This is a genomic window from Flavobacterium sp. PL002, from assembly GCF_054165825.1.
The window spans coordinates 2,542,695-2,557,327 of record NZ_CM135110.1; the positions used below are offsets into that span (position 1 = coordinate 2,542,695).

Genomic DNA, 14,633 nt, shown 5'->3' on the forward strand with positions numbered 1-14,633 from the left:
TTTTTAAACCAGTAACCGCTTAAGAGTTGGTTGCTGGTTTTTATACGGGCGTAGTTCAAGGGTAGAATAGCGGTCTCCAAAACCGTTGATGGGGGTTCGAATCCCTCCGCCCGTGCAAAAAAAAAATATATCTAAAATGGCGAAAATAGTTAATTACATTACAGAATCATTTGAGGAATTAAAGTCAAATGTGACTTGGCCAGAGTGGGCTGAGGTGCAACGTCTAACAATTATTGTTGCTATTTTTTCAGTATTATTTGCCCTGTCAACTTGGGGTGTAGATGAGTTTTTTGCAGGAGTATTAGCTAAATTTTTCACTTGGGTAAAAGCTTAATTTTTGTGATGACAGATAATAATGTAAAAAAATGGTACGTCGTTCGTGCGGTAAGTGGGCAAGAGAATAAAGTGAAAGCTTATATAGAAACTGAAATCTCTAGATTAGGGATGGAAGACTATGTTTCTCAAGTTTTAGTACCTACGGAAAAAGTAGTTTCTGTTAAAGACGGAAAAAAATTAATCAAGGAAAAAGTTTATTTTCCTGGTTATGTAATGATGGAAGCTAATTTAGTTGGGGAAGTTCCTCATATCATTAAGTCAATAACAAGTGTTATTGGTTTTTTAGGAGAGACTAAAGGCGGGGAGCCTGTTCCTCTTAGGCTTTCAGAAGTGAATAGAATGCTAGGTAAAGTAGATGAACTTGCTGTTAATACAGATAATCACGCAATACCTTTTAACTTAGGAGAAACAATTAAGGTCATTGATGGACCTTTTAATGGTTTTAACGGTACGGTTGAAAAAATTAATGATGAAAAGCGTAAACTTGAAGTTATGGTTAAAATTTTCGGAAGAAAAACACCATTGGAATTAAGCTTTATGCAAGTTGAAAAAGTATAATATTTGTTACATTACCTATAATAACATTGCAATCGCTTCCAATGATTGTAATGTAAAATTTTAAAAAAATGGCTAAAGAAATTAGTAAAGTAGTTAAACTACAAGTTAAGGGAGGTGCTGCGAATCCATCGCCACCGGTTGGACCTGCTTTAGGAGCTGCTGGGGTAAACATCATGGAGTTCTGTAAGCAATTCAATGCTAGAACACAAGATAAACCCGGCAAAATATGCCCAGTACAAATTACTGTGTATAAAGACAAATCATTTGATTTTGTTATTAAAACTCCTCCTGCAGCCGTTCAGCTATTGGAAGCTGCGAAGCTTAAATCTGGTTCTGGTGAGCCTAATCGTAAAAAAGTAGCTAGTGTTACTTGGGAACAAATTAGAGCTATTGCTGAAGACAAAATGCCTGACTTAAATGCTTTCACAACGGAAGCTGCAATGAGTATGGTTGCTGGAACAGCTAGATCTATGGGTATAACTGTATCAGGAGACGCTCCTTTTTAATTAAGAGAAAGACATGGCAAAATTGACAAAAAAGCAAAAAGAGGCTAATTCAAAAATTGACAAGAACAAATTTTATTCTTTAAAAGATGCTGCGGCATTAATAAAAGAAGTTTCTTCTGCAAAATTTGATGAGTCTGTTGATATCGCAGTACGTTTGGGTGTAGATCCAAGAAAAGCGAATCAAATGGTAAGAGGTGTAGTTACATTACCTCACGGTACTGGTAAAGACGTTAAAGTATTAGCATTGGTTACTCCAGATAAAGAAGCGGAAGCTAAAGAGGCTGGAGCAGACTATGTAGGTCTTGACGAATATTTACAAAAAATTAAAGACGGTTGGACAGATGTTGATGTAATTATCACGATGCCTTCTGTTATGGGTAAATTAGGTCCATTAGGTCGTATTTTAGGACCTAGAGGTTTAATGCCTAACCCTAAAACAGGGACTGTAACTATGGATGTTGCAAAAGCTGTTGCAGAGGTTAAAGCTGGTAAAATCGATTTCAAAGTTGATAAAACTGGTATCGTACATGCAGGAATTGGTAAAGTTTCTTTTGGAGCTGAGCAAATTTTTGACAATGCACACGAAATTATTCAAACATTAATCAAACTTAAACCAACTGCTGCTAAAGGAGTATACATTAAAAGTATCTACCTTACAAGTACAATGAGTCCTGCTATTGCATTAGACCCAAAAGCAGTATAATTGGTAGTTAATAATTTTTAGTATGACTAGAGAAGAAAAATCAATCGCGATTGAAAATTTAACTGCACAGTTAGCTGGTACAAATATTCTTTACGTAGCAGATATATCTGGACTGAATGCAGATACAACTTCAAAATTAAGAAGAGCTTGTTATAAAGCTGGAATTAAATTAGAAGTGGTTAAAAATACTTTGCTTGTAAAAGCAATGGAAGTTTCTGAAAATGAATATGGTGAATTACCTGCAGTTTTAACAGGGAATAGTGCGATCTTTATTTCTGATGTTGCAAATGCACCAGGAAAAATTATCAAAGATTTTCGTAAAAAATCAGATAAGCCAGTTTTAAAAGGAGCTTATGTTAATTCTGAAATTTACATTGGAGACGATCAGTTAGATATGTTATCTACTATCAAATCTAAAGAAGAGCTTCTTGGAGAACTTATTGGATTACTTCAATCTCCAGCTCAAAGAATTATCGCTGCACTTCAAAACAAGTTTGCTGGAGAAGAGCAAGCTGAAACTGAAGAAGCATAATAACATACGAGCTTTGCTCAAATGTTGTTACTTACAACGCGCACAATAAACAAAATATATTTTACAAATCATTTTAAACGATAGAAAAAATGGCAGATTTGAAACAATTCGCAGAACAATTAGTTAACTTAACTGTTAAAGAAGTTAACGAATTAGCAACAATATTAAAAGATGAGTACGGAATCGAACCAGCTGCTGCAGCTGTAGTAGTTTCTGCAGGTGGTGGAGAAGCTGCTGAAGAGGCTCAAACTGAATTTACAGTTGTATTAAAAGAAGCTGGTGCTTCTAAATTAGCAGTTGTGAAAATGGTAAAAGAACTTACAGGTTTAGGTTTGAAAGAAGCTAAAGATGTAGTGGATAGCGCACCATCAAATGTTAAAGAAGGTGTTTCTAAAGAAGAGGCTGAAGGTCTTAAAAAATCATTAGAAGAAGCTGGAGCTGTAGTTGAACTTAAATAGTTAAACTTAGTTTAAAGAATAAGGTTTAGGTCTTGGGTTTAATCGCCCAAAGACCTAAACCATTTTTTCGTATAACAAAAGTCTATATTGTATCGCTACATAATAACTTTTCAAATCGAAGTTATTTTACCTATTACGAGGAAAAAAAATTGACAGATAATAAGAAAGTAGTTATCTTAAATTGGTTTTTAAAGATGTAATGGTTGTAAAATTCAGGTATAAATTAAATAATATTTATACAAAAAAATTACTTTTATAATCAAAATTTTGTCCATTGATGATTACAAATCAGACCGAAAGATTGAATTTTGCCTCTACTAAAAATATTCCTGCATATCCAGATTTTCTAGATGTTCAGGTTAAATCTTTTCAAGATTTTTTTCAATTAGAAACTAAATCTGACGAAAGAGGCAATGAAGGACTTTATAATACCTTCATGGAGAATTTTCCAATTACAGATACAAGAAATAACTTTGTATTGGAATTCCTTGACTATTTTGTAGATCCACCACGCTATACAATTCAAGAGTGTATAGAAAGAGGACTAACTCATAGTGTACCTTTAAAAGCAAGGTTAAAACTATATTGTACAGATCCAGAACACGAAGATTTTGAAACAATTGTTCAAGATGTATATCTTGGTACAATTCCTTACATGACGCCAAGTGGTACTTTTGTAATCAATGGAGCAGAGCGCGTTGTCGTTTCTCAGCTACATAGATCTCCAGGAGTTTTCTTTGGTCAATCTTTTCATGCTAATGGAACAAAATTATATTCTGCCAGAGTAATTCCTTTTAAAGGTTCTTGGATTGAATTTTCTACAGATATCAATAGCGTAATGTACGCTTACATTGATAGAAAGAAAAAGTTACCTGTTACTACTTTATTCCGTGCAATTGGTTTTGAAAGAGACAAGGATATCCTTGAAATCTTTGACCTTGCTGAAGAAATTAAAGTTTCTAAAACAGGACTTAAAAAATATATCGGTAGAAAATTGGCTGCTCGTGTATTAAATACATGGCATGAAGATTTCGTAGATGAAGATACTGGTGAAGTAGTTTCTATCGAACGTAACGAAATAATCCTTGATAGAGATACTATTATCGATAAAGATAATGTAGAAGAAATCATTGATTCTAACGTTAAATCTATTTTGTTACATAAAGAAGATGCTAATCAAGCTGATTATGCCATTATTCATAATACGTTACAAAAAGATCCAACAAACTCTGAAAAAGAAGCTGTTGAGCATATCTACAGACAATTGCGTAACGCAGAACCGCCTGATGAAGAAACTGCTCGTGGTATTATTGATAAATTATTCTTCTCAGACCAACGTTACAACTTAGGTGAAGTAGGTCGTTACAGAATGAATAAAAAGTTACAGTTGGATATCCCAATGGAAAAGCAAGTGCTTACCAAAGAAGATATCATAACTATCGTGAAGTATTTAATTGAGTTGATTAATGCGAAAGCAGATATTGATGATATTGACCACTTATCAAACCGTCGTGTTAGAACAGTTGGGGAACAATTGTCACAACAATTCGGAGTTGGTTTAGCTCGTATGGCTAGAACTATTCGTGAGAGAATGAACGTTAGAGATAACGAGGTGTTTACACCAATTGATTTGATCAATGCTAAAACATTATCATCAGTTATCAACTCTTTCTTTGGTACGAACCAATTGTCTCAATTTATGGATCAAACGAATCCATTAGCTGAGATTACGCACAAGAGAAGATTATCTGCGCTAGGACCAGGTGGACTTTCGAGAGAAAGAGCTGGATTTGAGGTTCGTGATGTTCACTATACGCACTACGGACGTTTATGTCCTATTGAAACACCAGAGGGACCAAACATTGGTTTGATTTCATCTCTTGGAGTTTATGCTAAAGTGAACGGAATGGGATTCATTGAGACTCCTTACCGTAAAGTAACTAATGGAGTTGTAGATTTAGAGGCCACTCCAATTTACTTAAGTGCAGAAGAAGAAGAAGGAATGTTGATCTCTCAAGCAAATATTGAGATGGATGATTCTGGAAAAATTCTTGCTGAAAACGTAATTGCACGTCAAGAAGGTGATTTCCCAGTAATTGACCCTACAAAAGTTGATTATGCTGATGTTGCTCCAAATCAAATTGCTTCAATTTCTGCATCTTTAATTCCTTTCTTGGAACATGATGATGCGAATAGAGCGTTGATGGGATCTAACATGATGCGTCAGGCCGTACCATTAATTCGTCCTGAAGCACCTATCGTTGGAACTGGATTAGAGCGTCAAGTTGCTTCTGACTCTAGAGTATTAATTAATGCTGAAGGAGATGGAACTGTTGAATACGTAGATGCAAATATCATTACTATTAAATACGATCGTTCTGAAGAAGAAAGAATGGTTAGTTTTGAATCGGATGATAAAACATATAATCTAATTAAATTTAGAAAAACCAATCAAGGAACAAGTATTAACTTGAAACCTATCGTAAGAAAAGGGGATAGAGTTATTCTTGGTCAAGTATTATCAGAAGGATATGCTACCCAAAATGGTGAACTTGCTTTAGGTCGTAACCTAAAAGTAGCGTTTATGCCATGGAAAGGGTACAACTTTGAGGATGCGATTGTGATTTCTGAAAAAGTGGTTCGTGATGACATCTTTACTTCAATTCACGTAGATGATTACTCATTAGAAGTAAGAGATACGAAATTAGGTAATGAAGAGTTAACGAATGATATTCCTAACGTTTCAGAAGAGGCTACAAAAGACTTAGATGAAAACGGAATGATTAGAATTGGTGCCGAGGTTAAACCTGGTGACATTCTTATCGGAAAAATTACTCCAAAAGGAGAATCAGATCCTACTCCAGAGGAGAAATTGCTTCGTGCAATCTTTGGGGATAAAGCAGGTGATGTGAAAGATGCTTCATTAAAAGCTTCTCCATCTTTACATGGTGTGGTTCTTGATAAAAAATTATTCGCGAGAGCGGTAAAAGATAAACGTAAACGTACGCAAGATAAAGATGCTTTGGGTGCTTTAGAAATGGAGTTCGAAACTAAATTTGTTGAATTAAAAGACAAATTAGTAGAGAAACTTTTCTTGATCGTTAACGGAAAAACTTCTCAAGGTGTAATGAATGATTTGGGTGAAGAAGTTTTACCAAAAGGTAAAAAATATACTCAAAAGATGCTTTATGCTGTAGAAGATTTTGCTCACTTAAGCAAAGGACAATGGGTAGCAGACGATGCAACTAATAAAATGGTGAATGAATTAATTCATAACTATAAAATTAAGTTGAATGACTTGCAAGGTTCTTTACGTAGAGAGAAATTCACGATAACTGTAGGTGATGAATTGCCAGCAGGAATCTTGAAATTAGCAAAAGTTTATATCGCTAAGAAACGTAAGTTAAAAGTAGGGGATAAAATGGCGGGACGTCACGGTAATAAGGGTATTGTTGCTCGTATTGTTCGTCATGAAGATATGCCTTTCCTTGAAGACGGAACACCAGTTGATATTGTGTTGAACCCACTTGGGGTACCTTCACGTATGAACATTGGTCAAATTTATGAGACGGTATTAGGATGGGCTGGAATGAACTTGGGTAGAAAATTTGCTACTCCAATTTTTGATGGTGCTTCTCTTGATCAAATCAATGAATTAACTGATGAAGCTGGAATACCACGTTTTGGACATACACACCTTTACGATGGTGGTACTGGAGAGCGTTTCCATCAAGCAGCAACTGTTGGTGTAATCTATATGTTAAAATTAGGACACATGGTTGATGATAAGATGCACGCACGTTCAATAGGACCATACTCATTAATTACGCAACAACCACTTGGTGGTAAAGCGCAATTTGGTGGACAACGTTTTGGAGAGATGGAAGTTTGGGCACTTGAGGCTTATGGAGCATCAAGTACACTTAGAGAAATCTTGACTGTGAAGTCTGATGATGTTATTGGTAGAGCTAAAACTTACGAAGCTATCGTAAAAGGAGAATCTATGCCAGAACCAGGATTACCTGAATCATTCAATGTATTGATGCATGAATTGAAAGGTCTTGGATTAGATATTAGATTAGAAGAATAAATAAAAGTTTGTAGTTGTCAGTCCCGATTTTTTTCGGGGCTGATTACTCATTTATAAGAGTTTTTTAGATTTAGACCCGTAAACCGTTCCGATTTTTTATATAAAATTTAGTTTTGTATAATTAGCACTTTAATAAAAGTTTAAAGTTTAGAGAAGTAATCCGAGGGAGGTAGAAGTATAGTAATCTATATATGTGCCAAAATCAATTTTTTAATTGCAATTAAATCAGTAGTAAAAACTATGATGAATAATAGAAATAACAACAATAATAAAGATAAGAATCCTATAAAAAGATTTAGTAAAATCTCAATAGGACTTGCTTCTCCTGAATCTATCTTGAAAGAGTCAAGAGGTGAGGTTTTAAAACCAGAAACAATTAACTACCGTACGCACAAGCCAGAGCGTGACGGTCTTTTTTGTGAAAGAATATTTGGACCTGTAAAGGATTTCGAATGTGCTTGTGGGAAATATAAAAGAATACGTTACAAAGGGATCATCTGTGACCGTTGTGGTGTAGAAGTTACTGAGAAAAAAGTACGTAGAGATAGAGTAGGTCACATCAACCTTGTTGTGCCAATTGCTCACATCTGGTATTTCCGTTCTCTTCCTAATAAAATTGGTTATATCCTTGGTCTTCCATCTAAGAAATTAGATATGATCATTTACTACGAGAGATATGTAGTAATTCAAGCAGGTATCGCTAAAAATGCTGAAGGTGAATCTGTTAAAAGACTTGATTTCTTAACTGAAGAAGAGTACTTGAATATTTTAGATACTCTTCCAGCAGATAATCAATATCTTGATGATTTTGATCCAAATAAATTTGTTGCCAAAATGGGAGCAGAATGTATTATGGACTTATTAGCACGTATTGATCTTGATGAGTTATCTTACCAATTAAGACATAGTGCTAATAACGAAACGTCTAAACAACGTAAAACGGAAGCTTTAAAAAGATTACAAGTAGTTGAATCTTTCCGTGAATCTAACTTGAACCGTGAAAACCGTCCGGAATGGATGATTATGAAAGTGGTTCCTGTTATCCCACCAGAATTGCGTCCACTTGTGCCACTTGATGGAGGTCGTTTTGCAACTTCAGATTTAAATGATTTATACCGTCGTGTAATTATCCGTAACAACCGTTTGAAAAGATTAATGGAGATTAAAGCTCCAGAGGTTATCTTAAGAAACGAGAAACGTATGTTGCAAGAATCTGTAGATTCATTATTTGATAATACAAGAAAAGCATCTGCTGTTAAAACAGAATCAAACAGACCATTAAAATCATTATCTGATTCCCTTAAAGGTAAGCAAGGACGTTTCCGTCAAAACTTACTTGGAAAACGTGTGGATTATTCTGCTCGTTCGGTAATTGTTGTTGGACCTGAATTGAAATTGTTCGAATGTGGTATCCCTAAAGATATGGCAGCCGAATTATACAAGCCTTTTGTGATCCGTAAATTGATCGAAAGAGGAATTGTAAAAACTGTAAAATCAGCTAAGAAAATAATAGACAAGAAAGAGCCTGTAGTTTGGGATATACTTGAAAACGTAATTAAAGGTCACCCTATATTACTGAATAGAGCCCCTACTTTGCACAGACTTGGTATTCAAGCATTCCAACCAAAATTAATTGAAGGAAAAGCAATCCAATTGCACCCTTTAGTTTGTACGGCATTTAATGCGGATTTTGATGGGGATCAAATGGCAGTTCACTTGCCTTTAGGACCAGAAGCTATTCTTGAAGCACAATTATTAATGTTGGCTTCACACAATATCTTAAACCCTGCAAATGGAGCTCCAATTACGGTACCATCTCAGGATATGGTTTTGGGTCTATATTATATGACCAAAGAGAGATTGTCTACTCCAGAAAAGAAAATTTTAGGTCAAGATCTAGTTTTTTATTCTGCAGAAGAAACAAATATTGCATTAAACGAAGGAAGATTAGAATTGAATGCTAGAGTGAAAATTAGAGCAAAAGATTTTAATGATGCTGGAGAATTAGTGTACAAAATTATTGAAACTACTGCTGGACGTGTATTATTTAATGAAGTAGTACCAGAAGCAGCTGGATATATCAATGATGTATTGACTAAGAAAAACCTTAGAGATATTATCGGTCACGTATTGAATTCAACAAGTGTACCGGAAACGGCTGCCTTCTTGGATAATATGAAAGATATGGGGTATAAATTTGCCTTTAGAGGTGGATTGTCATTCTCATTAGGAGATATTAGAATTCCAGATCAAAAACCAAAATTAATTGCAGATGCTAGAGAGCAAGTTGAAGGTATCTCTGCAAATTATAACATGGGTCTTATTACAAATAACGAACGTTACAACCAAGTTATTGATGTATGGACTTCTGCAAATGCGCAATTAACTGAGTTAGCAATGAAAAACATTAGAGAAGACCAACAAGGTTTCAACTCGGTGTATATGATGCTTGATTCCGGGGCGAGGGGTTCTAAGGAGCAAATTCGTCAGTTAACTGGTATGCGTGGATTGATGGCTAAGCCTAAGAAATCGACTGCTGGTGGTGGAGAGATTATTGAGAATCCAATTCTTTCTAACTTTAAGGAAGGTCTTTCAATTCTTGAGTATTTCATTTCTACTCACGGTGCGCGTAAAGGTCTTGCGGATACTGCCTTGAAAACGGCGGATGCAGGATATTTAACAAGAAGATTGCATGATGTTTCTCAAGATGTTATTGTTAACATTGAAGACTGTGGAACATTAAGAGGTGTTGAAGTATCAGCATTGAAAAAGAATGAAGAAATTGTTGAGTCATTAGGAGAAAGAATTTTAGGACGTGTTGCATTACAAGACGTAATTAATCCTTTAACTAATGAAGTGTTAATCCAATCTGGACAACAAATTACTGAGGCGATAATGAAAATTATTGAAGCTTCTCCTATCGAGAAAGTGGAAGTTCGTTCTCCTCTTGTTTGTGAAGCGCCAAAAGGTATTTGTGCTAAATGTTACGGTCGTAACTTAGCTACAGGTAAAATGACACAAAGAGGTGAAGCAGTTGGTGTAATTGCAGCACAATCTATTGGAGAACCTGGTACACAGTTAACATTACGTACTTTCCACGTTGGAGGGGTTGCGGGTGGTATTTCTGAAGAGTCTAGTATTGTTACTAAATTTAATGGTAAACTAGAAATCGAAGATTTAAAAACTGTTAAAGGAGAAGATAATGATGGTAATGCAGTAGATATTGTTGTTTCACGTTCAACTGAATTAAAATTAGTTGATGAAAAAACTGGTATTGTATTAAATACGCATAACATTCCTTACGGATCAAGTATTTTTGTAAAAGACGGTCAGTCAGCTGCAAAAGGTGACGTGATTTGTAAATGGGATCCATATAATGGAGTTATTGTTTCTGAGTTTACAGGAAAAATTGCTTACGAAGATTTAGAGCAAGGACAATCGTTCATGGTAGAAATTGATGAGCAAACAGGTTTCCAGGAAAAAGTAATCTCTGAAGCAAGAGCTAAAAAATTAATTCCAACTTTATTAGTTTATGGTAAAGATGATGAGTTGATTCGTTCTTACAACTTACCAGTTGGAGCCCACTTAATGGTTGAAAATGGTGAGAAAATTAAAGCAGGTAAAGTATTAGTAAAAATTCCTCGTCGTTCTTCTAAATCAGGAGATATTACTGGAGGTTTACCTAGAATTACTGAGCTTTTAGAAGCGCGTAATCCTTCTAATCCAGCTGTAGTTTCAGAAATTGATGGTGTTGTTTCTTTTGGAAAAATCAAAAGAGGTAACCGTGAGATTGTAATTGAATCTAAATTTGGAGATATCAGAAAGTACCTAGTTAAACTTTCAAGTCAAATTCTTGTTCAAGAAAATGACTTTGTAAGAGCTGGTGTGCCTTTATCAGATGGAGCTATTACTCCTGAGGACATTTTAAGAATTAAAGGACCAGCTGCTGTTCAACAGTACTTGGTTAATGAAATTCAAGAAGTATACCGTCTTCAAGGGGTGAAAATTAACGACAAGCACTTTGAGGTAGTTATACGTCAAATGATGCGTAAAGTTAGAGTTCAAGATCCAGGAGATACATTGTTCTTAGAAGATCAATTGATTCATACTAAAGATTTTATCGTTCAAAATGATAAATTATATGGTATGAAAGTAATTGAAGATGCTGGTGATTCAAGCAACCTTAAAGAAGGTCAAATTGTTTCTCCACGTGAATTACGTGATGAAAATTCATTATTGAAACGTAACGATCAAAATATTGTTGTAGCTCGTGATGTAATCACTGCAACTGGTACTCCTGTTTTACAAGGTATTACTAGAGCATCGCTACAAACAAAATCATTTATCTCTGCGGCTTCTTTCCAAGAGACTACTAAAGTGTTAAACGAGGCTGCTGTTGCAGGTAAGATTGACTACTTAGAAGGATTGAAAGAAAATGTAATTGTAGGACATAGAATTCCTGCAGGAACTGGTATGAGAGAATATGATAATGCTATTGTAGGTTCTAAAGAAGATTACAATGACATGATGGCAAACAAAGAAGAATATATTTATTAATAAATAATATGTTTTAAGCTAAAAGATAGAAAGATTACCTCGTGTAGTCTTTCTATTTTAGTTTAAAATAGATTTACTTTTAATTGAAGGTAAGCAAGAGCAAAATGGGATTTGGTTGTTAAAACTAATGAAAATCCGCAAATTGCATACCACCGATAAATAACAATGAAATTCAACATATGAAAGACCAACAAGATCAAATTAATATAGAATTAGATGAGAAAACTGCTGAAGGGATTTACTCTAATTTGGCAATTATAAATCATTCTTCGTCAGAATTTGTTCTAGATTTTGTAAGTATCATGCCTGGTATTCCAAAGGCTAAAGTAAAATCAAGAATTGTCTTGACGCCACAACATGCTAAAAGATTGTTGAAGGCAATAGGAGAAAATATTCACCGTTTTGAAATCGCTCATGGCGAAATTAAAGATACTGAACAACCTCCAATTCCTCTTAACTTTGGTCCTGCTGGACAAGCATAGTTTATATTAAAGGCTCCATTTTTTTGGAGCCTTTTTTTATATCAATACAAACAATTCTACTGTATGTTCAAGCGGAGTAGAGCACCAATAATCATTAACATAACAAAAAATGGATTTAGTTGTAATGTGATTTTTTGGATATTATATAGTATTGGTAAGTCTATTACTGTCTTGTTAAAAGGGGATTTTTAGACTTAAAAGCTTATAAATGTGCATTGTTACAGTTTTCTTTGGTAGCTAAACGAGTATTAATGTTGTTCATCGGAAATATTTTTGAGAAGGATATTCCTGCTGTACTTTTGTACTAGAATTAGAGTTATGAATTTATCTCTATCAAAAAACAAATTTTAATATGACCAATTTTTCTAAACAAAACAAAGCTAAAAGTACTCTTACTATTTTAACTTTTGTTTTGATTTTTTTATCAAGTTTCTCAGTTTTTAGTCAATCATCAGTAAAAAATGAAAATTTTTCTAGTGAAAATGAAATCACTGTTATAAATGAGATAAAAGCAGAAAATAATAAAGCAAACACAAATATGGAATTTGTTTTGTGGTTCATGGGTTCGAAACAAAAACCCAACACCACAATTTCAACTGAAGGTATTAATACTAAAAAACAAATAATGACTTCAGGAATTGCTCCAAATCGTACATTATTAAAAGCTTTCTTAAAAAAAGCAGTCAATTATGAAACGTCTTTAGCATAAAGAAATGACTTAATTTTTTACAGATATAAAAAAGCGCTAATTTAAAATTAGCGCTTTTTTTATGATAATTTTCTATTCAAACTCCGAAGTGAAAAATAGTTTAACACTCGGGTATTTATTCTGTGTCATTTGAATTGTAAAGTCTGAATCGGCGAGAAATACTAATTGACCGTATTTGTCTTTTGCTAAAAACTTTTGTTTGATACGTTTGAATTCCTTGAACTCTTCATTCTTTGGGTCATTGGGTTTAACCCAGCAAGCCTTATGTACAGGAAAGTTTTCATACGTACATTTAGCGCCATATTCATGCTCTAAACGGTACTGAATTACTTCATATTGCAATGCTCCTACAGTTCCAATAATTTTTCTGTTGTTCATCTCAAGAGTGAATAATTGAGCTACACCTTCATCCATTAATTGATCGACACCTTTATCAAGTTGTTTTGCTTTAAGAGGGTCAGCATTGTTTATGTATCTAAAGTGTTCTGGAGAGAAGCTAGGAATTCCTTTGAAACTCATTATTTCACCTTCGGTTAAAGTATCTCCAATTTTAAAATTTCCAGTATCGTGTAATCCTACAATATCTCCAGGGTAGGAAATATCTACAATTTCTTTCTTTTCAGCAAAAAAAGCGTTTGGACTAGAGAATTTTAAATTCTTTTTAAGTCTAACGTGATAATAAGGTTTGTTTCTTTCAAATGTTCCAGATACAATTTTGATAAAAGCCAATCTGTCTCTATGTTTAGGATCCATGTTTGCATGAATTTTAAAAACAAATCCAGACATTTTTTCTTCAGTTGGATCAACTAACCTTGTTTCTGATTCTTTAGGTCTAGGTGATGGAGCGATGGTGACAAAACAATCTAAAAGCTCTCTTACTCCAAAATTATTCAGTGCTGAACCAAAGAATACAGGTTGTAATTTTCCGTCTAAATAGTCTTGACGGTCAAATTTTGGATAAACTTCATCAATCAACTCTAATTCTTCGCGTAAAGTATCAGCAGGTTTTTGTCCAATTATTTTTTCTAATTCGGGATTTTGAACATCCGAAAAAGCAATAGTTTCTTCTATGTTTTTACGATTGTCTCCACTAAATAAATTAATGTTTTGCTCCCATAAATTATAGATTCCTTGAAAATCATAACCCATTCCAATAGGGAAACTAAGTGGAGTAACAGTTAAACCTAATTTTTGCTCCACTTCGTCCATAAGATCAAAAGCGTCTTTTCCTTCACGGTCCATCTTATTGATGAAAACAATTATAGGTATTTTTCTCATTCTACATACAGATACTAATTTCTCCGTTTGTTCCTCAACTCCTTTTGCAACATCAATTACAACAATAACGCTGTCTACAGCAGTTAAGGTTCTAAAAGTGTCTTCAGCAAAATCCTTATGTCCAGGAGTATCAAGAATGTTGATTTTTTTGTCTTGGTAATTAAATGCTAAAACCGAAGTAGAAACCGAAATTCCTCTTTGGCGTTCGATTTCCATAAAATCACTCGTTGCTCCTTTTTTAATTTTATTATTCTTAACCGCACCAGCCTCTTGAATAGCTCCTCCAAAAAGTAGGAGTTTTTCTGTAAGTGTTGTTTTACCGGCATCAGGATGCGATATAATTCCGAAAGTTCTTCTTCTTTGTATTTCTTTTAAAAAGCTCATATTTACTGTAAATAGTTTGCAAAAGTACTATTTATAAATG

Annotated in this window: 11 protein-coding genes and 1 tRNA gene; 11 read left to right on the forward strand and 1 reads right to left on the reverse strand. The window is 34.3% G+C overall.

Annotated elements, in window-relative coordinates; translation table 11 throughout:
* The first annotated feature begins 44 nt into the window (after positions 1-44).
* The 11 genes from ACVEGE_RS11145 to ACVEGE_RS11195 all read left to right on the forward strand — a co-directional run bounded on the left by ACVEGE_RS11145 (position 45) and on the right by ACVEGE_RS11195 (position 12,931).
* Positions 45-115, forward strand: a tRNA-Trp gene (locus tag ACVEGE_RS11145).
* A 21-nt stretch (positions 116-136) separates the two neighbouring features.
* A complete protein-coding gene (gene secE, locus ACVEGE_RS11150) occupies positions 137-334 on the forward strand; it encodes a preprotein translocase subunit SecE (protein WP_173850149.1) in 198 nt (65 codons plus the stop codon).
* An 8-nt stretch (positions 335-342) separates the two neighbouring features.
* Entirely contained in the window at positions 343-894 is a 552-nt protein-coding gene (gene nusG, locus ACVEGE_RS11155; RefSeq protein ID WP_173850994.1) for a transcription termination/antitermination protein NusG, read from the forward strand.
* Between the two features lie 68 nt (positions 895-962).
* Complete coding sequence (gene rplK / locus ACVEGE_RS11160) at positions 963-1,400, forward strand: 50S ribosomal protein L11 (protein ID WP_173850148.1); 438 nt, start codon at positions 963-965, stop codon at positions 1,398-1,400.
* A gap of 13 nt (positions 1,401-1,413) precedes the next feature.
* On the forward strand, positions 1,414-2,103 hold the full coding sequence (rplA, locus tag ACVEGE_RS11165) for a 50S ribosomal protein L1 (protein WP_173850147.1): 690 nt from the start codon (positions 1,414-1,416) through the stop codon (positions 2,101-2,103).
* Positions 2,104-2,125: 22 nt separating this feature from the next.
* On the forward strand, positions 2,126-2,635 hold the full coding sequence (gene rplJ, locus ACVEGE_RS11170) for a 50S ribosomal protein L10 (RefSeq protein ID WP_173850146.1): 510 nt from the start codon (positions 2,126-2,128) through the stop codon (positions 2,633-2,635).
* 89 nt (positions 2,636-2,724) lie between these two features.
* Positions 2,725-3,093, forward strand: coding sequence for a 50S ribosomal protein L7/L12 (gene rplL / locus ACVEGE_RS11175; protein ID WP_026708579.1), 369 nt, complete (start codon positions 2,725-2,727; stop codon positions 3,091-3,093).
* A gap of 277 nt (positions 3,094-3,370) precedes the next feature.
* Positions 3,371-7,183 (forward strand): DNA-directed RNA polymerase subunit beta, encoded by a 3,813-nt coding sequence (gene rpoB / locus ACVEGE_RS11180; protein WP_173850145.1) that lies wholly within the window; start codon positions 3,371-3,373, stop codon positions 7,181-7,183.
* Between the two features lie 240 nt (positions 7,184-7,423).
* Positions 7,424-11,740: a DNA-directed RNA polymerase subunit beta' gene (gene rpoC / locus ACVEGE_RS11185; RefSeq protein ID WP_173850144.1), complete on the forward strand. Its 4,317-nt coding sequence runs from the start codon at positions 7,424-7,426 to the stop codon at positions 11,738-11,740.
* Positions 11,741-11,919: 179 nt separating this feature from the next.
* On the forward strand, positions 11,920-12,222 hold the full coding sequence (locus ACVEGE_RS11190) for a DUF3467 domain-containing protein (protein ID WP_173850143.1): 303 nt from the start codon (positions 11,920-11,922) through the stop codon (positions 12,220-12,222).
* Positions 12,223-12,574: 352 nt separating this feature from the next.
* Positions 12,575-12,931 carry a hypothetical protein gene (locus ACVEGE_RS11195; protein ID WP_173850142.1) on the forward strand — a complete coding sequence of 119 codons (357 nt, stop codon included), beginning with the start codon at positions 12,575-12,577 and terminating at the stop codon, positions 12,929-12,931.
* 72 nt (positions 12,932-13,003) lie between these two features.
* On the opposite strand, the gene ACVEGE_RS11200 is transcribed toward ACVEGE_RS11195, so the two are convergent.
* Positions 13,004-14,593, reverse strand: a complete 1,590-nt coding sequence (locus ACVEGE_RS11200) for a peptide chain release factor 3 (RefSeq protein WP_173850141.1) — start codon at positions 14,591-14,593, stop codon at positions 13,004-13,006.
* Positions 14,594-14,633 lie beyond the last annotated feature (40 nt).